22 protein-coding genes and 1 other RNA gene are annotated in these 24,481 nt (G+C 69.0%); 14 read left to right on the forward strand and 9 right to left on the reverse strand.

The features are described from left to right. Positions 1–81 precede the first annotated feature (81 nt). The 3 genes from U9J66_RS11520 to U9J66_RS11530 form a co-directional block, all read right to left on the reverse strand. On the reverse strand, positions 82–216 hold the full coding sequence (locus tag U9J66_RS11520) for a hypothetical protein (RefSeq protein WP_326337653.1): 135 nt from the start codon (positions 214–216) through the stop codon (positions 82–84). A gap of 113 nt (positions 217–329) precedes the next feature. Further along, positions 330–1,418 (reverse strand): methyltransferase domain-containing protein, encoded by a 1,089-nt coding sequence (locus tag U9J66_RS11525; RefSeq protein ID WP_326337654.1) that lies wholly within the window; start codon positions 1,416–1,418, stop codon positions 330–332. A 171-nt stretch (positions 1,419–1,589) separates the two neighbouring features. Further along, positions 1,590–1,907 (reverse strand): hypothetical protein, encoded by a 318-nt coding sequence (locus tag U9J66_RS11530; RefSeq protein ID WP_014908268.1) that lies wholly within the window; start codon positions 1,905–1,907, stop codon positions 1,590–1,592. A gap of 182 nt (positions 1,908–2,089) precedes the next feature. On the opposite strand from U9J66_RS11530, the gene U9J66_RS11535 reads away from it, so the two are divergent. From U9J66_RS11535 to ssrA, 10 genes are all read left to right on the forward strand, one after another. After that, positions 2,090–2,947 carry a helix-turn-helix domain-containing protein gene (locus tag U9J66_RS11535; protein ID WP_326337655.1) on the forward strand — a complete coding sequence of 286 codons (858 nt, stop codon included), beginning with the start codon at positions 2,090–2,092 and terminating at the stop codon, positions 2,945–2,947. 2 nt (positions 2,948–2,949) lie between these two features. After that, positions 2,950–3,201 carry a DUF397 domain-containing protein gene (locus tag U9J66_RS11540; RefSeq protein WP_326337656.1) on the forward strand — a complete coding sequence of 84 codons (252 nt, stop codon included), beginning with the start codon at positions 2,950–2,952 and terminating at the stop codon, positions 3,199–3,201. A 121-nt stretch (positions 3,202–3,322) separates the two neighbouring features. Next, positions 3,323–4,069 carry an HAD family hydrolase gene (locus tag U9J66_RS11545; RefSeq protein ID WP_014909538.1) on the forward strand — a complete coding sequence of 249 codons (747 nt, stop codon included), beginning with the start codon at positions 3,323–3,325 and terminating at the stop codon, positions 4,067–4,069. Between the two features lie 483 nt (positions 4,070–4,552). Beyond that, on the forward strand, positions 4,553–9,433 hold the full coding sequence (locus tag U9J66_RS11550) for an NAD-glutamate dehydrogenase (protein WP_326337657.1): 4,881 nt from the start codon (positions 4,553–4,555) through the stop codon (positions 9,431–9,433). Positions 9,434–9,547: 114 nt separating this feature from the next. Further along, a complete protein-coding gene (prfB, locus tag U9J66_RS11555; RefSeq protein WP_014911712.1) occupies positions 9,548–10,660 on the forward strand; it encodes a peptide chain release factor 2 in 1,113 nt (370 codons plus the stop codon). A 356-nt stretch (positions 10,661–11,016) separates the two neighbouring features. Further along, on the forward strand, positions 11,017–11,706 hold the full coding sequence (gene ftsE / locus U9J66_RS11560) for a cell division ATP-binding protein FtsE (RefSeq protein ID WP_014911876.1): 690 nt from the start codon (positions 11,017–11,019) through the stop codon (positions 11,704–11,706). 86 nt (positions 11,707–11,792) lie between these two features. After that, positions 11,793–12,704: a permease-like cell division protein FtsX gene (gene ftsX, locus U9J66_RS11565; RefSeq protein WP_014912537.1), complete on the forward strand. Its 912-nt coding sequence runs from the start codon at positions 11,793–11,795 to the stop codon at positions 12,702–12,704. Positions 12,705–12,771: 67 nt separating this feature from the next. Beyond that, entirely contained in the window at positions 12,772–13,236 is a 465-nt protein-coding gene (smpB, locus tag U9J66_RS11570; protein ID WP_014911332.1) for an SsrA-binding protein SmpB, read from the forward strand. A 37-nt stretch (positions 13,237–13,273) separates the two neighbouring features. Continuing rightward, positions 13,274–15,253: a penicillin-binding transpeptidase domain-containing protein gene (locus tag U9J66_RS11575; protein WP_161110546.1), complete on the forward strand. Its 1,980-nt coding sequence runs from the start codon at positions 13,274–13,276 to the stop codon at positions 15,251–15,253. 525 nt (positions 15,254–15,778) lie between these two features. Then, positions 15,779–16,150, forward strand: a transfer-messenger RNA (tmRNA) gene (ssrA, locus tag U9J66_RS11580). Positions 16,151–16,215: 65 nt separating this feature from the next. Here ssrA and U9J66_RS11585 read toward each other — a convergent pair. Continuing rightward, positions 16,216–17,208, reverse strand: coding sequence for an ArsR/SmtB family transcription factor (locus tag U9J66_RS11585; RefSeq protein WP_326337658.1), 993 nt, complete (start codon positions 17,206–17,208; stop codon positions 16,216–16,218). A 59-nt stretch (positions 17,209–17,267) separates the two neighbouring features. Here U9J66_RS11585 and U9J66_RS11590 point away from each other — a divergent pair, with 59 nt between their 5' ends. The 3 genes from U9J66_RS11590 to U9J66_RS11600 all read left to right on the forward strand — a co-directional run bounded on the left by U9J66_RS11590 (position 17,268) and on the right by U9J66_RS11600 (position 19,678). After that, positions 17,268–18,470, forward strand: a complete 1,203-nt coding sequence (locus U9J66_RS11590) for an MFS transporter (protein WP_326337659.1) — start codon at positions 17,268–17,270, stop codon at positions 18,468–18,470. Positions 18,471–18,626: 156 nt separating this feature from the next. Further along, positions 18,627–18,959 carry a PadR family transcriptional regulator gene (locus tag U9J66_RS11595; protein ID WP_017533537.1) on the forward strand — a complete coding sequence of 111 codons (333 nt, stop codon included), beginning with the start codon at positions 18,627–18,629 and terminating at the stop codon, positions 18,957–18,959. Then, positions 18,956–19,678, forward strand: coding sequence for a DUF2812 domain-containing protein (locus U9J66_RS11600; protein ID WP_326337660.1), 723 nt, complete (start codon positions 18,956–18,958; stop codon positions 19,676–19,678). The genes U9J66_RS11595 and U9J66_RS11600 overlap by 4 nt, the downstream gene beginning before the upstream one ends. Before the next feature lie 9 nt (positions 19,679–19,687). Here the strand turns inward: U9J66_RS11600 and U9J66_RS11605 are convergent, their stop codons facing one another. The 5 genes from U9J66_RS11605 to nagA all read right to left on the reverse strand — a co-directional run bounded on the left by U9J66_RS11605 (position 19,688) and on the right by nagA (position 23,326). Then, positions 19,688–20,440, reverse strand: coding sequence for a helical backbone metal receptor (locus tag U9J66_RS11605; protein WP_161110542.1), 753 nt, complete (start codon positions 20,438–20,440; stop codon positions 19,688–19,690). Then, complete coding sequence (locus U9J66_RS11610; protein ID WP_326337661.1) at positions 20,437–21,111, reverse strand: DUF6891 domain-containing protein; 675 nt, start codon at positions 21,109–21,111, stop codon at positions 20,437–20,439. Before U9J66_RS11610 ends, U9J66_RS11605 begins: the two co-directional genes overlap by 4 nt. Positions 21,112–21,161: 50 nt before the next feature. Continuing rightward, positions 21,162–21,668 (reverse strand): SRPBCC family protein, encoded by a 507-nt coding sequence (locus U9J66_RS11615; RefSeq protein ID WP_017533541.1) that lies wholly within the window; start codon positions 21,666–21,668, stop codon positions 21,162–21,164. Positions 21,669–21,781: 113 nt separating this feature from the next. Further along, complete coding sequence (locus U9J66_RS11620) at positions 21,782–22,090, reverse strand: hypothetical protein (RefSeq protein ID WP_014908392.1); 309 nt, start codon at positions 22,088–22,090, stop codon at positions 21,782–21,784. Positions 22,091–22,192: 102 nt separating this feature from the next. Continuing rightward, positions 22,193–23,326 (reverse strand): N-acetylglucosamine-6-phosphate deacetylase, encoded by a 1,134-nt coding sequence (gene nagA / locus U9J66_RS11625; RefSeq protein WP_017533543.1) that lies wholly within the window; start codon positions 23,324–23,326, stop codon positions 22,193–22,195. 628 nt (positions 23,327–23,954) lie between these two features. Here nagA and U9J66_RS11630 point away from each other — a divergent pair. After that, positions 23,955–24,470, forward strand: coding sequence for an NADPH-dependent FMN reductase (locus U9J66_RS11630; RefSeq protein ID WP_014909830.1), 516 nt, complete (start codon positions 23,955–23,957; stop codon positions 24,468–24,470). Positions 24,471–24,481: the final 11 nt, after the last annotated feature.

Raw genomic sequence — 24,481 nt, forward strand, 5'->3', positions numbered from 1 at the left:
GGTGTTTTGGGGGGGGGTCGGTTGTTGGCCCCGCCCCCCCCGGGGGCCCCCCCCCCCGGGGGGGCCGCGCCCCGCGGTGGGTCACGTCGCAGAAGGGGACCAGGCGTAGCAGTGCGCGGGCACCCCGGGGGAGCCGTCGAAGGCGTGGACCCGGGGCAAGATGGTGCCCAGTTCGTCCAGTTCCTCGTCGGTCCGCTCACGGATACGTGGTCGCACGGTCGCTCAGTCCTCCACTCTCAGGTCGTAGTCCAAGGCGCCCGGATCCGCCCTCATGACGAAGCGGGTCACCTCGAAGGTCCGCCCCTCCTGATCGATCCCGGGGAGAACCTTCATCGGACCCGGTGTTGCCAGGGGCCGAGGGGGCCGGAGCGAACCGTGTGGGTGCGGTGGTCGGGGGAGACCTCCAGCGTGAACTCCGATAGTTCGGGCCGGCCCGCCCCGTCGAGCTCATCGTGGGAGCGACTCAGCTCCTCGGTCAGGTCATGGGGGCCACCACCGGTGGTGGAACCGTCCGGCCAGATGTAGGCCCAGGAGTCCTCGGCGCTCAGAGCGATGATGGGTTGCGGTACCCCGTCCGTCCAAGGGCGTAGACCCATGCCGATCGTGATCTCGGGGGTGGCCAGTACCAGGCGGGTGAGGAGGTCCTCATCGAGTAGATCCCGCGAACCGAAGGGGAGGTTCCCCTCTCGCTCGGTCTCCCTGTCCATTCCGGGGAATCTCTGTCTCGGTACGCGTTGGCCCCGGTCGCGCATGAACGAGCCGTCCCGGACGAAGCCCCCGCTCCGCCCACTGGCCAGGACCGCGATGGGAGTTGGACCGTCCGCCTCGTACGGAGCCCAGGGGAGGACGAGGCGGCCTTCCTCGGTGAGGTGACGCGTCCACTCGTCGGGGATCCGGTGTGCGGAGCACGTGGCGATGACCGCGTCGTAGACACCCTCCGGAGGTGTGGCTCCCTCGACGATCCGGACCGCCGATCCCGACAGTCGGCCGCGTGCGTGCCGGGCCACCTTGGGGTCGATCTCGATCGAGGTCACCGATCCGGTGGGTCCGACGAGAGAGGTGAGGATCGCCGCGTTCCAGCCGGTGCCGGTGCCGATCTCCAGCACCCGCATACCGGGCTCGATCCTGGCGGCGGCGATCATGTCGGCCATCACTTGGGGGGCGGACGAGGACGAAGAGGGGTGGTTGATGGCCCCACTGCCCCCGTCGTTGGCCTGGGTGACCACCGCGTCGTCGTCGTAGACGTAGGAAGTCCACCGCTCGGGGTCGGCCGAGCGGATCAACGGCAACCCCTGGATGTCCGGCCACACCAGGTCGGGGACGAACCGGTGCCGGGGATGGTCGGCGAAGGCCGCACGCACCGTCTCGGAGGTGTCGAGCCTCGCGACGAGACTGGAGTGCAGGTCGTCCAGGTTCACGCCGCACCACCTTCTCCGTGCATCGGCCGGCCGGCCACTCGGGGAGCGGACGGATCGTGGGCGGGGCGTTTCATCATCAAGGGGGGTGTCTCCTATCGAGGGTGTCCGGCCGTGCTGATGGGCGGCGCCACGGTACGAGGGTGGCGCCGCCCAACGGCACGGAACGGGTGTCTAGCGGACGCGGTAGCTCACCCGCCTCGTCTCGATGAGCTGTGCGCCTTCGGGAAGGTCGCCCTCGTCATCACCTTCGGCGAAGACGCGCATCCAGATGTCGCTGTCCTTGCGGTAGGGGTTCAGGCGTTCGAGCGCTTCCCAGAAGCCGAAACCGAAGAGGACGGAGGAGCAGGCGCAGGTGCGCGTGTTGAGGCTCGGGGCCAAGGGGGAGATCCGTCCGGCCAGCGGGATCCCCTCGTCGTCGGGCTCACCGCCTCGGATGATCTGGATGACCTCGGTGTACAGATCGGATTCGGACGTGATCGTCGACGCCATGGAGTCAACTCCCTACGTAGAGGAGGCGACACCCGGTACGGGTGTGCCGCTGACTCCAGCATGCATGTGTTCGAACACAATCTCAAGAGATCTATTGTGTTTGGACTAAAAAAATTCCATCAGTGCCGGCTACTCCGGCTACTACGATGCAGACGCAAAGGTTCTGCCTGGAAGGGGTTTCCGTGACTGGTGGGCACTCGCCCGGGGTGCGACGGCGTCGACTGTCGGCCGCGCTCAAACGGCTGCGCGCCGAGAGCGGTATGTCCGCCGCGCGGGTGGTGGAGCGACTGGGCTGGTCCTCGGCCACCAAGCTGACACGCGCCGAGCGCAACGAGTGGAAGTACCCCAAACGCGCCGAAGTGGAGGCTCTGCTCGACCTCTATGAGGTGGAGGGGGAGGACCGGGCGCATCTGCTCAGTCTGACCGAGGAATCTCGCGGGCGCAGCGATTGGCATCAATATGCCGACCTTTTCACCGGGCCCCTGCCCGACCTGGAGGCCGAGGCGGTCCGTATCCGCTCCTACGAGGCGCTTGCGGTTCCGGGGTTGCTCCAGACACCGGCCTATGCCACGGCGATCTTCGAGTCCAGCCAAATCGTTCCGCCGGAGGACACCCAGCGCAAGGTGGACTCACGTATGGCCCGCCGAAGCGTGCTCGACGTTCCCAGTGGACCACAATTCATCTGTGTGATCGATGAGGCGGCCCTCCACCGGGTGGTGGGATCACGAAAGGTGATGGTGGAACAGCTTCGGTTCCTCGCCGGCATGGCCGCCCATTACAAGGTCACCCTGTTGGCGGTGCCCTTCGAGGCGGGAGCGCACACCGCGATGGACGGTGCCTTCTCCCTGCTCGAGTTCCCCAGCCCGGAGCCGGGGATCGTCAGCATCTCCACCGGGGTGGAATCCCTGTACGTGGAGGATGAGGCCTACGTTGATCGGCATAGGCTGATCTTCGACGCCGTCCATAACCTGGCCCTGGCCCCGAAGAAGTCCCTCGACCTCATCGAGTCCATCGCCGCCGATTACGACAAGCGAGCCTGATCATGCTGCTGGAGTTCCGTAAGTCCTCTTACTCCACCGCCCAGGACAACTGCGTCGAGGTCGCGCAGGTGACGCCCGCCTTCCGTAAGTCCTCCTACTCCACCGCTCAGGAGAACTGTGTCGAGGTGGCGGGTCTGCCGACAGGCGCCGCCATCCGTGATTCCAAGAACCCGGGGGACGGTTTCCTCGCGGTGGGCGCCTCCGAGTGGTCCGCTTTCGCCCGTCTGGTCTCCACCCTTCCCTCCCAGGTCTGAGCCGAGCTCCGTCCACCCCCGACCGGCCTCTGTGTCGGTCGGGGGTGGACGCATGCGCCGCGCCCCCGCCGGCTGGCCGGGTCGGGACACCGTTTCCTCCCTGAATCGCCCATACGGCAAAATGGGGTCGTCCCCGATCCCCGAACGCCGAGGAGCAGCCATCAGCCGCCTGGTGCTATGGAACGTCGACCTCACCCTCCTCGACGTCGGGCAGGTCATGCGGGCCGCCTACGCCGAGGCCTTCGAGAAGGTCACCGGCGAGCCGCTGGTCTACCTGACGTCGTCGGCCGGTCGAACCGATTCCGAGATGTTCTTCGAGTTCTGCGCCCGCAACTACGTCGACATCGAGCCGGACGGGGAGATCCTGTCCGACTTCCTGGCGACCCTGGAGGAGACCTTCGGCAGGCGGGCCGACCAGATCCCGGCCAAGGGGCGGGTCATGCCCGGAGCGGCGGCCTCGCTGGCGGCGGTCGCCTCCATGCCGGACACGGTCCAGACCGTGGTCAGCGGCGGTACGCGCGCCAACACCACCGCCAAGCTGGTCGCCTTCGACCTGGACCGCTACCTGGACCTGTCCATGGGCGGGTTCGGTTCGGTGAACTACCCCAAGTCCAGCCTGATCCAGTCCATCCGCCTGCACGCGGCGGGCGAGGGGGGACGGGTCTACGGGGAGGAGGAGACGGTGTTCATCACCGGCTCCGTTCCGGACGTGCGCGCGGCCCTGCTCGGAGGCGCCACCCCCATCGCGGTGCTCAACGACTCCGCGACCGAGGGGCAGCTGCGTGAGGCGGGCGCCAAGATCGTCCTGCCCGAGTTGGGCGACCCTCGAGCGGTGATGACCGCCGTGCACCAGGCGACCCCCAAGTAGCCTGCTGGTTCGCCCGAAGGTGATCTCTAAACCATCGTGGGGTAACGTGTCGATAACGACGGAAGGTGTCGTCGATGGAGGGCGTGTGCTTCTGTGTGCGTCGCCACCGAGCTTCACCTTCCGGTGGAGACCATACGTAACCGCCATGTAACGGTGTCGATCCTGTTCTCCGACGCGAAAAGCAGTAGCCTGGTCGCGGTCCCCGCTACGGTGGGGGCGGGCGTTTCCGCTCGCGGAAGCGCCTCCGAGGTGGGACAACGGTGTCCCGTCGCCTCGTTCCATATCGCCTGTGCGCACAGGTACCGACCCGACCACCATGTTCGTGGATCCCTTGCGCCTCAAGGGGTTCACGAGAAGTCACAACCCAGCACAGAAGTTCACTCTCCCGGCGGGGCGACCGGAGGATCGGCCGGCCCGTCACACCCTTCGAGTGTTCTTCACAGCGCTCGTGCGACGTTGCTCACAAAGGAGTGAGAGATCCCTATGTCCGGGCAATCCGACGTCATCCTCCAGAAGCTGCTCAGTGACGCGGCCTCTCGATGGAACCCCGGGACACGGTTGAGTCCCGAGGCCGCCGACGAGGTCCGCCGCCTGCTCCCCCTCTACTACCGGCACACGGACCCGGAGGAGATCAGCGGTCGCGGCCCCGAACAGATCTGCGGGACCGCCGCCGCCCACCTGTCCTTCGGCACCGAACGTGCCCAGGGGCGCGCCAAGGTCCGGGTCTACACCCCCGACCTCGAACGGGACGGTTGGGAGCAGCAGACCAGCATCGTCGAGATCGTCACCGACAACGCTCCCTTCCTGGTCTCCTCCGTGACCATGGCCCTGGCCGAGATGGCCACGGGCGTTCGGGTCGTCATCCACCCCCAGATGACCGTCGGCCGTGACGTGACCGGCCGACTGCGCGAGGTCGACCCCGAGATCGGCGGTGACGACCTGCTGCCCCTCGACGAGTCCTGGATGCACATCGAGATCGACCGGCAGAGCGATCCCGAGCGCGTCAAGGAGATCACCGAGAGGCTGGAGTCCGTCCTCGGCGACGTCCGCCAGGTGGACGAGGACGCCGCCAAGATGAGCGACCGGATCATCCGGATCGCCGACGAGGTCTCCGCCTACTCCGACCGTCTGGTCTCCGGCGGGGTCGACCCCCGCGAGATCGGCGAGAGCGTCGAGTTCCTGCGCTGGCTCTCCGACCGCAACTTCACCTTCATGGGGTACCGCGAGTACGCCCTGGTCACCGACGAGAACGGCGACGAGTCGCTGCGCCCCGAGCCCGGCACCGGCCTGGGCATCCTGCGCATGGACTCGCCCGCCTCCAGCGGTTTCGCGGCCCTGCCCCCGGAGATCCGCGCCAAGGCCCGCGAGCCCTACGTGCTGGTGCTCACCAAGGCCAACTCCCGCGCCACCGTCCACCGCCCCAAGTACCTCGACTACGTCGGCGTCAAGAAGTTCGACGAGCAGGGCAACATCGTCGGTGAGCGCCGTTTCCTCGGACTGTTCACCTCGCAGGCCGCCACCACCAGCATCGGTCACATCCCGATCCTGCGCCGTAAGCAGGCCGAGGTGCTGGCCCAGGCCGGCTTCGAGGCCGACAGCTACGACGGCAAGGACCTCATCGAGCTCCTGGAGACCTTCCCGCGCGAGGAACTCCTCCAGATCCCGGTGGGCGAGCTGTACAACATCGTCCGCGGCGTCCTGCGTCTGCGCGAGCGTCGCGGCACCAAGCTGTTCATGCGCCGCGACCCGTACGGCGGCCGGTACATGTCCTGCTTCGTGTACATGCCGCGCGACCAGTACAGCACCCGGGTCCGCCTCGACATCCAGAACGTCCTCGCCGACGCCTTCCGCGGCGCGACGATGGACCACAACGTGATGATCGGCGCCGCCCCGCTGGCCCGCCTGTACCTGGTGGCCCGCGCTCAGCACGGGCACACCCTGGCCGACATCGACCAGGTCGCCCTGGAGGAGAAGGTCCGCCAGGCCGCCCGCTCCTGGGACGTCGACTTCGACGACGCGCTCGTCGAGGAGTTCGGCCCCACCCGGGCCACCACCCTCAAGGAGCGTTACGGCGCCGGGCTGACCGAGGCCTACAAGGTCGACAACAGCCCCACCACCGCCGCCCGGGACATCGCCGGGATCGAGGCCCTGATCCAGCGCACCTCCCCGGACGAGCGGGCGGGTGAGTTCACCGCCTCGCTCTACCTTCCCGAGGAAGAGGGCGACGACTTCTCCTGGCGTTTCCGTCTGGCCCGTATCGGCGAGCCCATCTCGCTCTCCCGGGTCCTGCCGGTTCTGGAGCACCTCGGTGTCGAGGTGGTCGACGAGCGCCCCTATTCCCTGGACGCCGAGGGCGTGGGCAGGATCTGGATCTACGACTTCGGTCTGGGCCCGATCCCCTCCTCCGACCTGTCGCCGGGCCGTCTGCGCACGCTCTTCGAGGACGCCTTCGACGCCTCCTGGCGTGACCTGGGCGAGTCCGACCGCTTCAACGCCCTCGTGGTCCGCGCCGGGCTGGACTGGCGTCAGCTCACCGTGCTGCGCGCCTACGCCAAGTACCTGCGCCAGGCCGGCTCCACCTTCACCCCCGACTACCTGGCCGACGTGCTCGTCGCCAATGTCGGGATCGCCAACCTCCTGGTGGAGCTCTTCGAGGAGCGCTTCGACCCGGATCGCGCCGACGAGGGGCGGACCGAACGGGTCGAGGCCGTCATCGGCAAGATCAAGGGCGAGCTGGAGGGCGTGGCCAGCCTGGACCACGACCGCATCCTGCGTTCGTTCCTGGCGGTCATCAACGCCACCCTGCGCACCAACCACTACCAGGGCGGCGACGAGGCGCGCCCGTACCTGGTGCTCAAGCTCAACCCGCAGGAGATCCCGGACCTGCCCAACCCGCGGCCCCGGTACGAGATGTACGTCTACTCGCCGCGCGTCGAGGGCGTCCACCTGCGCTTCGGTTCGGTGGCCCGCGGTGGTCTGCGCTGGTCCGACCGGTTCGAGGACTTCCGCACCGAGGTCCTGGGCCTGGTCAAGGCGCAGATGGTGAAGAACTCCGTCATCGTGCCCAGCGGCGCGAAGGGCGGTTTCGTCTGCAAGCGTCTGCCCGACGGCGGTCGCGAAGAGGTGATGGCCGAGGTCGTCTCCTGCTACAAGCAGTTCATCAGCGGCCTGCTGGACGTCACCGACAACCTGGTCGACGGCCGGATCGTGCACCCCGAGCGCACCGTCCGCCACGACGCCGACGACTCCTACCTGGTGGTGGCGGCGGACAAGGGCACCGCGACCTTCTCCGACATCGCCAACGGCATCTCCAACGAGCGCGGCTTCTGGCTGGGCGACGCCTTCGCCAGCGGCGGCTCGGTCGGCTACGACCACAAGGGCATGGGCATCACCGCCCGGGGCGCCTGGGAATCGGTCACGTACCACTTCCGCGAGATGGGCGTGAACGTCCAGGAGCAGCCCTTCACCACCGTCGGCATCGGCGACATGTCCGGTGACGTGTTCGGTAACGGCATGCTGCTGTCGAAGCAGATCAAGCTGATCGCCGCCTTCGACCACCGGCACGTCTTCGTCGACCCCGACCCCGACCCGCACACCTCCTGGGTCGAGCGTGAGCGGATGTTCCGTCTGCCGCGCAGCACCTGGGAGGACTACTCCGCCGACCTCATCTCCGAGGGCGGCGGCGTGTTCCCGCGGACGGCCAAGTCGATCCCGGTCAGCCCGCAGATGCGCGAGGCCCTGGGCATCGAGGCCGACGTCACCGCGCTCACCCCGGACGAGCTCATCCGTCGGGTCCTGACCTCACCGGTCGACCTGCTCTGGAACGGCGGCATCGGCACCTACGTCAAGGCCTCCACCCAGAGCCACGCCGAGGTGGGCGACAAGGCCAACGACCAGGTCCGGGTGGACGCCTCCGAGCTGCGCGTCAAGGTGGTCGGCGAGGGCGGCAACCTGGGTCTGACCCAGCCGGCCCGGATCGAGTTCGCCCGTGAGGGCGGCCGCGTCAACAGCGACTTCATCGACAACTCGGCCGGTGTGGACACCTCGGACCACGAGGTCAACATCAAGATCATGCTGGACCGCGAGGTGCGCGCCGGCAAGCTCGACAAGGCCGACCGGGACCGCCTGTTCATCGACATGACCGACGAGGTCGCGTCGCTGGTCCTGGAGGACAACTACGCGCAGAACACGGTCCTGGCCGCCGCGCGCAAGCAGGCCCGGGAGATGCTGCACGTCCACGGCCGCTACATGCGTCACCTGGAGCGCACCAAGGTCCTCAAGCGCAAGCAGGAGGACCTGCCCTCCGACAAGACGATCGCCGAGCGCCGCGCCGCGGGCAAGGGGCTGACCGGCCCCGAGTTCGCGACCCTGCTCTCCTACACCAAGATCAGTCTCAAGGAGCAGATCGCCCTGTCGGACCTGGCCGACGACCCCTACCTGGCGTCGACCCTGACCGACTACTTCCCGACGCCGCTGCGTTCGGAGGAGTTCGCGGCCGAGGTGGCCTCGCACCCGCTGCGCAAGGAGATCATCGTCAACCAGGTGACCAACCAGATGGTCAACCGGTCCGGGATCACCTACGCGTTCCGTCTCAACGAGGAGCTGGGCTCCAGCGCCGCGGACATCGCCCGCGCCTACCTGGTGGTCCAGGAGGTCCTGGGCCTGCGCGACCTGTGGGGCGAGATCGAGGCGCTGGACCACCGGATCTCCGTGGACAGCCAGCTCGTCCTGCTGCTGGAGATCCGCAAGCTCGCCGAGCGCTCGGCCCGCTGGTTGCTGCGCAACCGCACCTTCCCGCTGGACCTGGGCACCGAGATCGGGTTCTTCGCCCAGGGCGTGGGCGAGGTGCTCCCGCAGCTGGTGGACCTGCTGCGCGGACGTGACCGGGAGGCGTTCGAGGAGCGCCGTGACCGCTACACCGAGATGGGCGTGCCGGCCGCGCTCGCCGAGCGGGTCGCGGTCATGGTGCCCGCCTACTCCACCCTGGACCTGGTGGAGATCGCGCACCGTACCGGCAGCCCGGTCGGTCGGGTCGCCGCGCTCTACTTCGAGCTGGCGGACCGCTTCAACATCAGCTGGTGGCGTGAGCGGATCATCGATCTGCCCCGTGACGACCGTTGGGTCACCACGGCCCGTTCGGCCCTGCGCGACGACCTGTACGCCGCGCACGCGGACCTGACCGGTCGGGTCCTGGAGTCGGGCACGGACGTCTCCGACGACGAGCTGATCGCCGGCTGGAGCGAGCAGAACGAGACGGCCGTCCAGAGGGCGGGCATCACCCTCTCCGAGATCCAGGAGAACGAGCGCTTCGACCTGGCCACCCTCTCGGTGGCCCTGCGGTCGATCCGCTCCCTGGTGGGATAGGGCGCGCGCCCCGGTGGGACCGGGGCCTCACGTGAGGGGCGTACGGAGCGATCCGTACGCCCCTTCGGCCTCTGGACGGGGCCCGGGCCCCGTCCGGGGTCCTACACTGGGTCCGTGGCAGAACTGGACCCAGCAGAGAAGATCAAGGAACTCGCGGCGACCCTGGCGAGTGTGACCGCCGTGTTGGACCTGGAGGCGATGCAGACCCAGATCGCCGAGCTGCGTGAGCAGTCCGCCGACCCCGAACTGTGGGCAGACCAGGACAACGCGCAGAAGGTGACGCGTCGCCTCTCCACCCTGGAGTCCATGGTCAACAAGGTCGGCGGTATCGGGCGGCGTCTCGACGATCTCGGTGTGCTCTACGAGCTCGCCGAGGCCGAGGACGACCCCGACACCAGGGCCGAGGCGGACCGCGAGCTCGAACAGCTCCGTAAGGAGATCGGCGAGCTGGAGGTGCGCACCCTCCTCAACGGCCCGCACGACGAGCGCGAGGCCATCGTCACCATCAACTCCCAGGCCGGTGGCGTCGACGCCGCCGACTGGGCGCAGATGTTGCAGCGCATGTACCTGCGCTGGGCGGAGCGGCACGGCCACCCCACGGAGATCTACGAGACCTCCTACGCGGAGGAGGCGGGCATCAAGTCCACCTCGTTCGCGGTGAAGTCGGCCTTCGCCTACGGGACCCTGCGAGGCGAGCACGGCACCCACCGTCTGGTGCGCATCTCGCCCTTCGACAACCAGAACCGACGTCAGACCTCGTTCGCGGGCGTGGACGTCGTGCCGATGGTGGAGCAGAGCGACCACATCGAGATCGACGAGACCGAGCTGCGCGTGGACGTCTACCGTTCCAGCGGGCCCGGCGGTCAGGGCGTCAACACCACCGACTCGGCGGTGCGGATCACCCACATGCCGACCGGCATCGTGGTCTCCTGCCAGAACGAGCGTTCGCAGTTGCAGAACAAGGCGACCGCGATGTCGATGCTCCAGGCCAAGCTGTTGGCCCGCAAGCGCCAGGAGGAGCAGGCGGCCCTGGACGAGCTGCGCGGGGACTCGGTGAGCAGCTGGGGCACCCAGATGCGCAACTACGTCCTGCACCCGTACCAGAGCGTCAAGGACGTGCGCACCGGCATGGAGACCGGGAACACCTCGGGCGTGCTGGACGGGGACATCGACGGCTTCATCGACGCCGAGATCCGGTGGATGCGCAGCCGCGAGAACAACGAGTAGGAACGCACCGGTACGTCCCCGCCCCCGGGGCGGGGACACGCCCGGTCGCGCTTCGGACGTGGCCGGTGTACAGTCCCGGCGACCACGATGGATCGTGGTCCGGAGGTGGCGTCCACGTCTCCGCGGTTTTACCGAAACTGCTATATGTGAACGTTATCATCGGTTGACACCTCCGATATGCTCGTGGCTGTTGTCCGATAGTGCACTGATCTCCACAGATCTCTTGGGCGTGACGGGACCTGGACAATCCGGGCCACCGTCCCCTCTAAACTGTCGGTTGGCCATGCGGCCGGTACGATCCCGTGCGGAGCTCCTCCGCCGGGTGCCCTTACCTTCGAGAGCCTTGTGATGCGCCTGTGATCCACTTCGATAACGTCACCAAGCAGTACCTGACCCAGAAGCGCCCCGCGCTCGACGGTGTTTCCATCGACGTGGACAAGGGCGAGTTCGTCTTCCTGGTCGGCCCGTCCGGCTCGGGTAAGTCGACCTTCCTTCGCTTGGTGCTGAAGGAGGAGAAGCCCGACAAGGGGCGCGTGCACGTCGCGGGCAAGGACCTCGCGCGCCTGTCCAACTGGAAGGTTCCGCACCTGCGTCGCCGCATCGGCTGCGTCTTCCAGGACTTCCGCCTGCTGCCGAACAAGAACGTCTTCGAGAACGTCGCCTTCGCTCTGGAGGTCATCGGTAAGCCCAGGCGGTTCATCAAGAAGGTCGTGCCCGAGGTCGTGGAACTCGTCGGCCTCGAAGGCAAGGCCGGACGAATGCCCGGTGAACTCTCCGGTGGTGAGCAGCAGCGTGTGGCCATCGCCCGCGCCTTCGTCAACCGCCCGCAGATCCTGCTGGCCGACGAGCCCACCGGAAACATCGACCCGGCGACCTCCATCGGCATCATGAAGGTGCTGGACCGAATCAACCGCACGGGAACGACCGTCGTCATGGCGACCCACGATGCCGCCATCGTCGACTCGATGCGCAAGCGCGTGATCGAGCTTGAAGAGGGCTTGGTAGTGCGCGACCAGACGCGCGGCGTCTACGGCCAGGCGTACTGACCCCTGGCACTCGTCGCCGGGCGTCGGTCGGCGACCGCGAGACCACCGGCACGGCGAAGCCCCGAAGGATGGACCTTTAACAGATCATGCGAGCACAATTCGTTCTCTCCGAGACGTGGATCGGCCTGCGTCGCAACCTGACGATGACCATCGCCGTCATCACCACGGTGGCCATCTCCCTCGCCTTGTTCGGTGCCGGTCTGCTGGTCAACCAGCAGGTCTCCGAGATGCGCAACTACTGGGACCAGCGGATCACGTTGACCATCTACATGTGCAACGAGATCTCGCCGACCGCGGCCTGCCAGGAGAACGGTGCCGCGACCGACGAGGACCGCGCCGCCCTGGAGCAGCAGCTGGACTCCCTCTCCGAGGTCGATAGCTACCGCTACCTGACCGCGGCCGAGGCCTGGCAGGACTTCCAGGACCGCATCGGCTCCTCGAACGAGGCCCTGGCCGAGGCGGCCCAGGAGGGTGACATCCCGGACAACTACCGGGTGCAGCTCACCGATCCGGACAACTACGACGCCGTGCGCGACGCCGTGGACGGGGCCGACGGCGTCGACTCCGTGTCCAACGACCAACGCGTCCTCGAACAGTTCTTCGGGCTGCTCGACGGCCTCAAGTGGGCGGCCCTGGTCGTCGCCGGCGTGCAGCTGGCCGCGGCCGCGCTGCTCATCGGCAACACCATCCGGCTGTCGGCCTACAGCCGGCGCCGCGAGACGGGCATCATGCGCCTGGTCGGCGCCTCGAACTTCTACATCCAGCTCCCCTTCCTTCTCGAAGGCGCCATCGCCGGTTTCATCGGTGGTGTGATCGCGTCCGGGTTCATCGTGGCCACCAGGTTCACGCTGCTCACCCGGATCGAGGACTGGTTCCAGTTCGACGTCGCCCTGGGCACGGGCGCCCTGCTCTACGTCATCGGCGTCTCGGTCATCCTCGGTGTGCTCCTGTGCACCGTGACCTCGTTCCTCACCCTGCGTCGCTACCTGAAGGTCTGACGGCCCTCGGGTGGGCGCCGGGTACCGGGGGGCCACTGGCCCCCCGGACTCATGAAGGGATACAACCGTGGTGAAGGAAACCGGGCACAAGCTCATCGCCCAGAACCGCCGGGCCCGGCACGATTACCACATCGACGAGACCTACGAAGCGGGCCTGGTCCTGACCGGTACCGAGGTGAAGTCCCTCCGAGAAGGACGTGCCTCCCTCGTGGACGGCTTCGCGCACATCCACGACAACGAGGTGTGGCTCGAAGGCGTCCACATCCCGGAATACTCACAGGGCACGTGGACCAACCACTCGGCCCGTAGATCACGTAAGCTACTCCTGCACCGCGAGCAGATCTCCCGACTGATCGGCAAGACCCGGGAACCCGGGCGCACGCTGGTCCCGCTGTCCCTGTACTTCAGTGACGGCCGGGCCAAGGTCGAGATCGCTCTGGCCCGCGGTAAGCGTGAGTACGACAAGCGCCATGCGATCGCCGAACGTGAGGCCAAGCGTGACATGGAACGCGCGCTTCGCCGTCGGCGATAGCCCTCTTACGTCGAGGCGCCTGAAAGGAACACACAAGGTGTCCCCCCGTCCCCTCGGCCGCAGGATCGCGGCCGCCGGCAGTGGCCTGTTCGTCGCCCTGTCCCTCGCGGCGTGTACGACCCACCCCAGCCCGGAGGTGGCCGTCAGGTCCTTCCTGCTCTCCTGGCAGGACGGGGACCACGCCCGGGCCGCCGGGTTCACCAACGGCGACCAGGCCGAGGTGGAGGCGGCCCTGGCCGACGTGCACGACCAGCTCGACCTGGCCTCCGTCCGTTTCGACCTGGGCACCATCACCCGTGACGGCGACCAGGCCCTCGCGGAGTTCGAGGTCTCTGCGGACCTCGGTATCGGCGACCCGGTGTGGAACTACACCGGCCGCATGCCGTTGACCGACGGTCCGCAGGGCTGGTTGATCGACTGGTCGTCCTCGGTCGTCCACCCCGATCTCGACGATGGCGAGCGGCTGGCCGTCAGCTACGAGATCGAGGAGCGCGGCCAGATCTTCGACCGTTCGGGCGAACCCCTCGTCGCCGCGGACAGCGTGACCGCCTTCGGTGTCCTGCCCGCCGAGATGGACGACAAGGAGGAGGGCGTCACCGAGCTGGCGGAACTCCTCGACGAGGACCCCGACCCGCTGCTCAACCGCGTGCGCTCCGCCCCGCCCGAGCAGTTCCAGCCACTGGTGCTCATGCGCGACTCCAGCGTGGACGGCACCCTGCTGAGCGAGGCGGGCAAGATCGCCGGGGTGCAGACCGAGGAGATCGAGATCAACCTCTCTCCGAGGGTCTCGCCCTTCCTGGTGGGAGAGGTCGCGGGTACGGCCGAGCACCGGGTCTCCTCCCGCGTGGCCGGTTCCTACCAGGCCGGCGACACCGTCGGTCTGAGCGGCCTCCAGAACCTCTTCCAGCACGAACTCGCCGGTAACGCGACCACCCAGGTGGTCACCCTCGGCGAGGACGGCGAGCAGACCGCGGTCCTGGAGTCCTGGGAGGGCGTCCGCAGCGGCGGCATCGAGACCACCCTGGACCTGAACGTGCAGAGGGCGGCGGAGAGCGCCCTGGAGGGCATGCCGGGCGACGGCTACCTCGTGGCGGTCGACACCGCTTCGGGCGAGGTCCTGGCCGCGGCCAACGCCTCCGGACAGGCCACCGACGACGCCGCCTTCACCGGGGCCTACAGCCCCGGCGGTACCTTCACCATGGTGTCGGCCCTGGCCGCCCTGGAATCGGGTGCGGTCACCTCGGACAGTCCGATGCCCTGCGACTATCAGTCCGAGGTCGGCGACCGGACCTTCACCAACCCCAGTGGCGGTTTCCTCGCCGGGGACCCGGACCTGGCCCGCAACCTGGCCTTCCTGTGCACGGTCGGCTTCGTCGACGTCGCCTCCGAGGTCGGTGCCGAGCAGATCCAGGACTCGGCCGCGCGCCTGGGGCTGGGCGCCGACTGGCAGCTTCCGCTTCCCACTTCCACCGGCACCGTCGAGGTCGGTTCGGGTGACGCCGACGCGGCCGCGGCCATGATCGGTGAGGACGGCGTCGAGGTGAGCCCGCTCGGGATGGCCCTCGCCGCCGCCGCGATCGCCGACGGCTCCTGGAACGGCCCCACCCTCGTCCGCGAGGAGGGCCCCTCTCCGGCCACCGAGGGCTCGCTGGACGAGGCGCACCTCGAAGTGATCCGCGAGGGTCTGCGCGAGGCCGTCACCAACCGTTTCCCCGAGGTCGGGGTCGGTGAGGAGCCGGTGTACGGGCAGGCCGCCAGGGCCGAGCAGGACGACACCTCCCTGCACTGGTTCGTCGGCTACCAGGGCGACATCGCCTTCGCGGTGCTCGCCGAGGTCGACCCCGAGATGACCATGTGGCAGCAGTACGCGGTGACCGCGGCCACGGGCTTCCTCAACGGTGTGGCGCACGGTGTTCCGGAGACCGAGGAGACGGTCGAGGGACAGCAGCAGCCTCCTCTCGGCGAGGCCGTGAACCCGGACTCCCTCCCCGGCACGGAGGCCGGGCCGGACCACTAGGGGATGACGCGATCGACGGCCCCCGGGGTCGGTGTGGAGGGACTCGATCTCCAACGCCGGCCCCGGGGGTCTTTCACGTGCCTCACAGAGCCCGGGGAAGCGCCTCGGTCAGGGTGACCGGGGTGATCTCAGGGCGGGTGAACGGGCATCTCGACGACGGGTTCGAAAAGAGGTGAGACCCGGGGCAACCCTTCACGGCCTCACGAGCGTCTTTCCGGGTGACTGGGCCCGCGACAGGGGGTAGCGGACCAGTTCGATGAGGCAGGACCTCATCTCGGGGGAGATCCTGCCGGTCTGAAGGTCGGCCCGACCCTGCCGGCCGCCCCCGTGAGCCGCGTCGACCTCTCTTGTGTCCGCCTCACGGGGGTTTCTCCCTGTTCCGGGATCGATCTCGATTCCCTCCCCGTGCCGGGAATCGGCTTGGTCCCCGTGCTGTTCTACGGGTAGAGTGACGGATACGCGGGTGTTCGCACTCGCATGTCGGCCGCCCGGCCCTCGGGTCCAGGTGGTCTTGACAACTTCACAGGGGGTGATCGGTTTCGACTTCGGTAGTCGTTCCAGGGGAAGCGGGTCGAGGGTTGTGTCTGTGACCTCGTTAATCCTGCATTCACGTAAATTCAAGTGCCAATTCCAAGCGCACTGAGTTCGCTCTCGCTGCCTAAGCGATTGTGACTCTGTCGGCCTGAGCTCGTCATCGGCTCGGGGTCCGGCATCAGCCAGATGACTCACCGCTCGGATCAGGCCACGGGGCCCGAGTGGGACATTTTCGTGGCTGGGCCTGTCGACGATGTGTTCGTGCAAGCGTCGGGGCCGAGTAGAACGGCACCACGGACTGCACCCGGAGAAGCCCTGGCTCGGTGCTGAAGGACGCGGGTTCGATTCCCGCCACCTCCACGAGTGAAAGGTCGTCGTTCGAGGGACATCGTCCCCGAACGGCGGCCTTTCGCTGTTTCCGGACGTCCTCACGCCTCCTCGCGCTCCGCCCCTCCCAGGAGCGCCGTTCCCAGCGGGGAACGCACGTAGAACACCTCACGGCCCGAACGGCGGGCCTCGACCAGCCCGGCGCCCCGGAGCGCGGTCAGAGCGGCCGAGACGGTGGCGGGGGAGAGAGCGAGCCGCGCCGCCACGTTCCCGGTGGTCTCCGGTAGCGCCAGATGGGCCAGGAGCCGGGCCCGGGTGCGGCCCAGGACCGGGACCAGCGTCCGTGGGGGAGCTTCCCCGGCCGTCCACAGTTCCCCTACGCCCCGGACCGGGTAGATCAGCGTGGGCTGCCAGGGATCGTCGCTGATCATCACCAGGTCGGGCCACACGAAGGCGCTCGGCATGAGCAGCAGCCCACGGTCGCCCAGCCGTACCCGGTCGATGGCGGAGGGCTCCGCGATGTTCAGGGTGGTCCCGTCCCAGGCGAGCCGGCCGTCGAGATCGGTCATCAGGGCGGCCAGGCCCTTCTCGGCCAGGGTGTGCGCCCTGAGCGAGATGTCGGCGTCCAAGAGGGCGCGAACGCGAGGCCAGTGCGGCCGGATGAGGTGGTCCCAGCAGATCGCCAAGAGGTCGGAGAGGGAGTCGCGCGTGGCCTCGGGGTCGTCCAGGAAGGGGTCGGTCACGCTCGTGGGAAGGGCCCGGCGCGGATCGAGCAGGCAGGAGCGGAGTTCGTCGTCGACCCGCTCCACGGGCGTGGCCCGGACCCGGGCGAGTTCGTCCTCGATCGAGGTGAGCGGCCCCTCCGGCGGTGGGGAGAGGAAGTCCGGCACGTAGCCGGGGCGGGGGAACAGCAGCAGCACCGTGGACAGGTCGACCCCGTCGGGGAGCCGGGCGGAGCGGACCCAGGGCAGGTGGAAGTTCTGCCGGTGGGGCTCGAACAGGGTGTGCAGGGCCGCCAGGGTCTCCCATAGGGGAGAGGTCGCGAAGCGGCATCGCAGCAGGTCCGTGCTTTCGAAGACCACTTGTCCGGGCATGGATTCGAACATACCCGAATCCATTGAGCGCTCTTCGGACTCGGCCCAGGCTGGGCCACATGTCCGAATCCTCCTTCCGCGGTGTGTCGAGGGTCCCCGAGTTCCGGGTCCTGTTCGTCGCCGAGATCCTGTCGATCCTGTCCCTGGTGGCGGTCCAGATCACCCTGTCCGTCCTCATCTTCGACCGCACCGGTTCCCCGCTGTTGTCGTCCCTGGCCTTCGCGCTGGGTTTCCTGCCCCACCTGCTGGGGGCCTCCCTGCTGTCGTCGGCCGCCGACCGTTTCCCGGCCCGGACGGTGATGGTGGCGACGCAACTGGTCAGTGGCGCGGTGATGGCGTGCATGGCGATTCCGGGAACGCCGGTCCCGGTGATGCTGATGTTGCTGGTGGTCAGCGGAACGGTCGCCCCGGTGTACTCGGGGGCGCGTTCGACCGCCCTGGCCGACGTGCTCACCCCCGAGGGCTTCCCGTTGGGGCGTTCGTTGCTGCGGATCGCGGCCCAGACCGCGCAGATCGGCGGGTTCTCGTTCGGAGGCGCGTTGATGTTGGCGGCCTCGCCGCCGGTGGCGTTGTCGATCGCCGCGGCGTTGATGGTGTTCTCGGCCCTGGTGGTGGGCTTGGGGACGGTGAGGCGTCCGGGGCGCGAGGTGTCCGGGGGTTTGGTCGCCTCCTCCTTGAGCGGGACGTTCCGGGCCTTGAGGGCGCCGGGGCTGCGCGCGGTGCTCCTGTTGAGCTGGGTGCCCGCGGCCCTGTTCGTGTGGCCGGAGGCGCTGGCGGCGCCGTTGGCGTCGTCGATGGGCGGTGGTCCGATGCTGGTGGCCCTGTTGCTCACGGCCGGTCCGGTGGGGACGGTGGTGGGCGAGGTCGCGGCGGGGGCGTTGCTGGACGCGGAGGCGCGTCGACGCTGGATGCTGCCGTTGGCCTTCGTCGCCTTCCTGCCGATGACGCTGTTCGTGCTGGAGCCCGGGCCGGCCGTCGCGGTCGCGGTCCTGGCCCTGGGCGCTCTGGGCTGGGGTTACACGCTGGCGCTGGACGCCCTGTTGTTGGCGGAGGCCCCGGAGGAGACGCGGGGGCGGGTGTTCTCACTGGGATCGGCGGGGCTGATGATCAGTCAGGGTGCGGGGTTCGCTTTGGCCGGGGCGATGGCCGAGTTTCTGCCCGCGCATCTGGTGGTGGCTCTGGCCGGGGTGGGCGGAGCGGTCTCGGTGGCGGTGTTCGGACGCCGGTTCGTAGGGAGAAGAGGGGTCCGCACGGCTATCTAGGTTGTAATCCTAACTAGGTTGGTCTACGGTCTAGATAGTTCAGATGACCTACCTGGGAGGCGTCGATGTCGCCCGAGTTCTCCATGCCCGCACTCGCCCTTCGAGGGGTCGGGCACGTCTTCGAGAACATCGCCCCCGAAGTCTGAAGGAGGACACATGGATCGTCGATCGAGTTGGTTGAAGGGGGTCCTCGACCTCCTGGTCCTGGCGGCGTTGACCGAGGGCGAGAGCTATGGCTACGCCCTGGCGGCCCGGCTGGACGAGTCCGGCCTCGGTCGGATCAAGGGCGGCACCCTCTACCCGGTCCTGAACCGGTTGGAGGAGGCGGGCCTGGTGGTCGCGGAGTTCCGCGCGGCGGAGAAGGGTCCGGGACGGCGCTACTACCGACTGACCGACCAGGGCCGTGAGGTCCTGATGGAGCAGGGCACCGCATGGATGGAATTCGACGGATCGGTACGCGAGGTATTGAGGAAGGGCGGGGTCTCGTGAGCTACCTCGACGAGTTGACGGCGCTGCTGCGCGATCGCGGAGTGTCCGAGGAACGGGTCCGGGCCACCGTGGACGACCTGTCCTCCTTCCTGATGGAGGGCGGGCTGGATCCGGAGGAGGAGTTCGGCCCGGTGACGGACTTCGCCGACGATCTGCTGGGGGAGACCGGTTCCGAGTCCGAGGCCGCCCCGGAGACCCTGGTCTGGGGCGCCGACGCCTTCGAGGCGCACGCCCGGATGAACGAGATGGGCGCCCAAGGGTGGGAGCTGGAGCGGCTCGACGGCATGGGCCGTTTCGTCGGCCACCGTGGGGAGACCCCGCAGGTGTGGGAGTACCGCCAGGTGATCGCGCCCGGTCGTCGTGAACGCGAGCGGGCGGCGGAACGGCTCGAACCGGAGGGCTGGGAGCTCTTCGGCTACTTCTTCACCTACGCCTACTTCAAGCGTCCCACCGCGGCCTCGGTCGGGCCTGCGGCCGAACTGGGCGAGCGGCCCGAACCCACCGCCCGGAGCTTCTTCTGGAGCGCCCGAGGGCTGGTGTCGGTCGGGGTCGCCCTGGTCGTCGTGCTGATCTCCCTGTTCTTCCTCGGGACGACCCTGTGGGAGGGTGACGGATCCGACCGTGTGGCCACGCTGCTGGGCGCCGTCGTCGGAGCGGTGATCGGGTTGGGCGCGGTCATGGCCGTGTTCCGGCTGGTGGCCAGGTTCCGCAACCGTTGACCGCGGGCCTCAGGCCCGTCTCAGGGCCAGGGCCAGCCGCTGTCGGGCCTCGACCAGTGAAGGCCCGTACCAGGTCAGATCGCGTCCGGACACCGGCGCCCAGGGCACGTCGAAGGCCTCGGGGCCGTCGTCCGGCGTGAACACGTAGGGCTCGTCGGGCAGGAGCACCAGGTCGGCGTCGGCCGCCTCGTCGGGGTCCGCCTCGGGATAGCGCCCCGGGAGGTCGGCGAACACGTTCACCGCTCCCAGCCGGGTCAGCACGTCGTGGGCGAAGGTGTCGGCGCCGACGAACATCCACGGGTCGCGCCAGATCGGTACGGCCACCCGGGGCCGCTCGGCCGGGGGCGGGGCGGCCCATACGGCGCGGGCCTCCGTCAGCCAGGCGGGCTCGGATCCCGGAGCGATGAGCGCCAGGAGACGGCCCATCGAGTCCAGGGCCCCGCCCACGGTGCGGATGTCGGTGACCCACACCGGGACGCCGGCCTCGCGCAGGAACCGCACGTGCCGTTCCCGGTTCTCCTCCCGATTGGCGACCACCAGGTCGGGGGCGAGCTCGACGATCCGGCGCACGTGCGGGTTCTTGGTCCCGCGCAGCCGCTCCACGTCGAGCCCGGGCGGATGGGCGCACCATTCGGTCGCGCCGATCAGCGCCTCGGGTGCGGTGCGCGCGATGGCCTCCGTGAGCGAGGGCACCAGGCACACCACCCGTCGTGGCGGCGTCGGCACCGCCACCGGGTGGCCCAGGTCGTCGGCGGCTCTCACGCGGCGCTCGGATGCCGGGCCAGGTGTCCCGTGCGTCGACGGCGCAGGGACGGGCCCTCGATCTTCCGCTTCGGGTCGCCGTTCCACTTCGGGGACAGACCGTGGCGGCGCAGGGCCTCGACGACCTCTTCCCCGACGGCGGTGTCGCCCTCGGGGGAGCGATCGACGTAGGAGCCGAAGCCGAGGAAGGGGAACAGGCTCTCGGCGTCCTGCGCGTGGTAGAAGACGTACCCGCGGACCGGGGGACGACCGTCGCGTTCACGCGCCTCGCGTTCGGCCCCGGCCTCGCCGGCCAGCTCGGAGACGGCGCAGGTGTTGCAGCAGGCGTAGTCCTCTCGGGCGAGGATCCCGTTCGCGTCCAGATCGCGGAAGGCCGCGCTCAGCCGCTCGGAGTCGAGGAGATCCTCCCCTTCGCCCTGCTCACGCAGGGCGGCGGCGAACTCCGCGTCCAGGACGGCGATCAGCCAGGCGCGCTGTTCCTCCGGGTCGTCGGTGGGCAGCGCCGTCGGGTCGGGGACGTACCTGTGCAGACCGTCCAGGACGAGGTCGCCGATGTGGCGGTCGACGATCGCGTCGAAGGAGAGGACGCCCAGGGCCACCTGGGCGCGCAGCGTGGTCAGCACGTCTTCGAGGACCTTCTCGGGGTCCGTATCGGGGAAGGGGTTCCGCATGGTGGAGATCCTGCCTCGGCGCGACGACATTCGGAGGGCGACGCCTCGGATCAGCGGACCTCGGTGAGCGGGCCGAAGTGGGCCCGGGTGTCCTTGACCAGGGAGGCGAGCAGACTGTCGGCCAGGGGGCGGCCCAGCTGGAGGGCGCTGTCCAGCCGTCGCCACGGTGAGAACGCGAAGGACCACACGAGCTTGCTGCCGCCGTCGAAGGGCAGCACGTGGTAGTCCTCGGCGAAGGACTCGAACAGCGGCAGGGTGCTCTCGGTGGCGTAGAAGGACTTGTGGCGCGCCTCCTCGTCCCACCGGAAGAAGCGTTCGCGCATCCGGTAGGCGCCCAGGACGCTCGCCTCACGGGTGGTGCCCACGCCGTAGGGGGGCTCCGAGGAGTAGTGGACGTCGCCGAGCGCGCGGCACCAGGACAGAGGCCGGGGCGAGGTGAGGCCCGCCCAGACCTCGTCGGGGTCGGCGGCCAGTTCCAGCCCGATCCGCCGCCGCATCGGAGCGGTGTCGAAGAAGGTCTCGTCGACGGGCGCGAGCTCGTAACGGAAGGCGTTCACGGGACATCCTGTTCGTCCGGGGACCTTCGAAGTTACCAAGTCCACGGGGACGCCCCGCACCCGCTCGACGGGGGCGCGCCCGTGGGCGCGGCCCCCGTCGTACACGGGCCCGGCTATTCCTTGGTCGCTCCCACGAGCCACGCGACCTTGTGGGCCGTGAGTGACACGCTTCCGCTGTTCCCCAGGTGGACCCCGAACGAGGCGAGGAACGCGTAGTCGTGTTCCCGACGTTCACAGATCACGTCCTCGACCGCGTGGGCGGACTCCGGATTGCTCACACGAAGGCACAATCCGGGCTCCTCCACCACCTCGGCACGGACCGCGTAGCGGGACAGTTCGCCTGCGAGCTTGCCGAGGTGCCCATGCTCCTCGGAGGGCACGGGAGTCGGCTGCTGGTCGTTCGCCTGTCTCGACTGGGCCATGGCGGATCCTTTCGTGACGAGCACGGTGCTTTCCTCGATGCCCTGCCTTCGATTGTCGCCCAGAGGAAAGTTACTAGTCCGTACCGTGCCCACGACACGCCGTTACCCCACCCACCTGCCCCGGTACATCACGTCAGCGACCGAAAGGTCGTGATTGAGAACGATGAGATCGGCGTGCGCTCCGGTCTCGACGACACCGATCCCGGGCAGTCCCAGAGCGGTGGCCGGCACCGAGGAGGCCGATCGGATCGCGTCCTCGGCCGGCACCCCCAGGGCCACCGCGTTGCGCACGGCCTGGGGGAGCACGATGGTGCTGGAGGCGATCGCCCCGGTCTCCACGACGTGGGCCTTGCCGTCGTGGACCCGCACCCGCAGCTCGCCCAGGGTGTACTCGCCGTCGCCCAACCCGGTCGCCGACATCGCGTCGGTGACCAGCGAGACCCGGTCGGCGCCGGCGGCGTCGAACACGAGTCGTGCCGCGCCCGGGTGGACGTGCACGTTGTCCAGGATCAGCTCGACCGTCACCCGCTCGTCGCCCAGCAGCGCGGCGATCGGCCCCGGCTCCCGGTGCTTGAGGGGGCTCATCGCGTTGTAGAGGTGGGTGGCGACCGTGGCCCCGGCCTCCACGGCGGCCAGGGTCTGTTCGTAGTCCGCCTCGGTGTGCCCGACGGCGGCCACCACGCCGGAGGAGGTCGCCGCGCGGATCAGGTCCAGGGCGCCGGGCAGCTCGGGGGCGACCGTGATCATGCGGACGTGGCCTCGACCGGCGGCCAGCCAGGCGTCGAACTCGGTGGTGTCGGGGTCGCGCAGCAGGTCGGGGTCGTGCGCCCCGCAGCGGGCGCGGGCGATGAAGGGGCCTTCCAGGTAGATCCCGGCCAGCTCGCCCTCATCGCAGAGTTCGGCGAGGGTCTCCACCTGGCGGAGGGTCGCCTCGGGCGAGGCGGCGACGAGCCCTCCCACCAGGGAGGTCACCCCGGCCGCGCGGTTGAACTCCACGATCTCCCGCACCCCCTCGGGGGAGGAGCCGGGGAAGGAGTGCCCCTTGCCGCCGTGGACGTGGGTGTCGACCAGGCCGGGGGCGACCAGGGCGCCGCCGACGTCGTGCCGCTCTCCCGCTCCGGGGTCTCCGGTGCCGAGTTCGGCCACACGGCCGTCGTCGATCCGGATCCACCCTTCGTGGACGCCGTCGGCGGTCACGACGCGAGCGCCGGTGAGGGTCAGGGATGTCTGGGCCATCGGTGGGGTTCTCCTCGGGTCCAAGGACCGCCGCTTCGGCGGCGGACATCGTGTGTCGAAAATTACATCCGTGTGACCGGGCGGTTCGGAAGGGGTCGTGCGCACCCCACCGAGGTCACGTCTTCCCAGGGGAACGTGGTGATTCCGCTCCCTGGGACGGTTGTCCGCGAGATGGACCGGGACGCGCGGAGCCCGTCGGCCCCGCGGGAGGGACGACGGCACGCATTGACGATAGCGGCCGGGGCGCCCCATGATGGAGGCATGTCCGCCGGTGAGCTGCTTGTCCAGCGCCTGCATGTCGATCTGCGACAGCAGGCGAGCGCGCTCTGTCGTAGCTAGCGCCTTCGCGGGGCCCAGAGCCCCGCGCCACGGGTATGCACCCGTGCCCCCTGTGCCCTGACAGACACCGGACGCTCAGCAGCCCCGTATCGGGACCGGACCCTCGGTCCGAATGAGCACCTTCGCACGAGTCGACGCGCGTCACCACGATGGACGCAAAGGTCCCGCGCCGCGCCTCGGAACGTGTGGAACACGGTTCTTCTCCGGTGTCGACGAATCCGACCACCGCCCCCCGCGTTCCCTCCGGTCGATCCCGGCTCGTTCAGACCGAACCCCAGGAGTTCTCCGCATGACCCGCTTCACCGTGCTCGTCGCCGATCCCCGTCCCCGTTCCTTCACCCGTTCCGCCGCCTTGACCGCGGCCGCCGAGGTCGCCGCCCGTGCGGGCATCACCTCCGAGCCCGACGTCATCGATCTGGCCGACCTCGGCCCCGACCTGCTCACCGAGTCCGCCGCCTCGGTCACGGAGGCCCTGGAGCGGGTCCACGCCGCCGACGTCCTGTTGATCGCCTCGCCCCAGGTCCACGGCACCTACACCGGTCTGCTCAAGGTCTTCCTGGACCGGTTGCCGGAGCTGGGTCTCGGCCACACCGTCGCGGTCCCGCTGGCCGTCGTCGACGACCTGCGCAACAGCCATGGCATCGAGGAGGACCTGCGCGTCCTCTTGGCCGACCTGGGCGCCTGGGTCGCCGAGCCCGGTCTGGTACTGGCCGCCGACGAGGTCGAGGCACCGGAGGGCGTCATCCGGGCCTGGGCCGACGTGGCCGCGCCCGGGCTGCACCAGGCCGTCTCCGTGGCCGCCTAGGAGCGCACGCG

It is taken from the genome of Nocardiopsis sp. LDBS1602, assembly GCF_035818715.1.
GTDB classification, from domain to species: domain Bacteria; phylum Actinomycetota; class Actinomycetes; order Streptosporangiales; family Streptosporangiaceae; genus Nocardiopsis; species Nocardiopsis alba.

Bases quoted from the DNA above. Each gene is read 5' to 3' on its own strand.
- U9J66_RS11590 (WP_326337659.1), top strand. From the start codon at position 17,268: ATGTCCGAATCCTCCTTCCGCGGTGTGTCGAGGGTCCCCGAGTTCCGG.
- U9J66_RS11620 (WP_014908392.1), bottom strand. From the start codon at position 22,090: ATGGCCCAGTCGAGACAGGCGAACGACCAGCAGCCGACTCCCGTGCCC.
- U9J66_RS11585 (WP_326337658.1), bottom strand. From the start codon at position 17,208: ATGCCCGGACAAGTGGTCTTCGAAAGCACGGACCTGCTGCGATGCCGC.
- nagA (WP_017533543.1), bottom strand. From the start codon at position 23,326: ATGGCCCAGACATCCCTGACCCTCACCGGCGCTCGCGTCGTGACCGCC.
- U9J66_RS11595 (WP_017533537.1), top strand. From the start codon at position 18,627: ATGGATCGTCGATCGAGTTGGTTGAAGGGGGTCCTCGACCTCCTGGTC.
- U9J66_RS11530 (WP_014908268.1), bottom strand. From the start codon at position 1,907: ATGGCGTCGACGATCACGTCCGAATCCGATCTGTACACCGAGGTCATC.
- U9J66_RS11610 (WP_326337661.1), bottom strand. From the start codon at position 21,111: ATGCGGAACCCCTTCCCCGATACGGACCCCGAGAAGGTCCTCGAAGAC.
- U9J66_RS11540 (WP_326337656.1), top strand. From the start codon at position 2,950: ATGCTGCTGGAGTTCCGTAAGTCCTCTTACTCCACCGCCCAGGACAAC.
- ftsX (WP_014912537.1), top strand. From the start codon at position 11,793: ATGCGAGCACAATTCGTTCTCTCCGAGACGTGGATCGGCCTGCGTCGC.
- U9J66_RS11550 (WP_326337657.1), top strand. From the start codon at position 4,553: ATGTCCGGGCAATCCGACGTCATCCTCCAGAAGCTGCTCAGTGACGCG.
- U9J66_RS11545 (WP_014909538.1), top strand. From the start codon at position 3,323: ATGGGGTCGTCCCCGATCCCCGAACGCCGAGGAGCAGCCATCAGCCGC.
- U9J66_RS11630 (WP_014909830.1), top strand. From the start codon at position 23,955: ATGACCCGCTTCACCGTGCTCGTCGCCGATCCCCGTCCCCGTTCCTTC.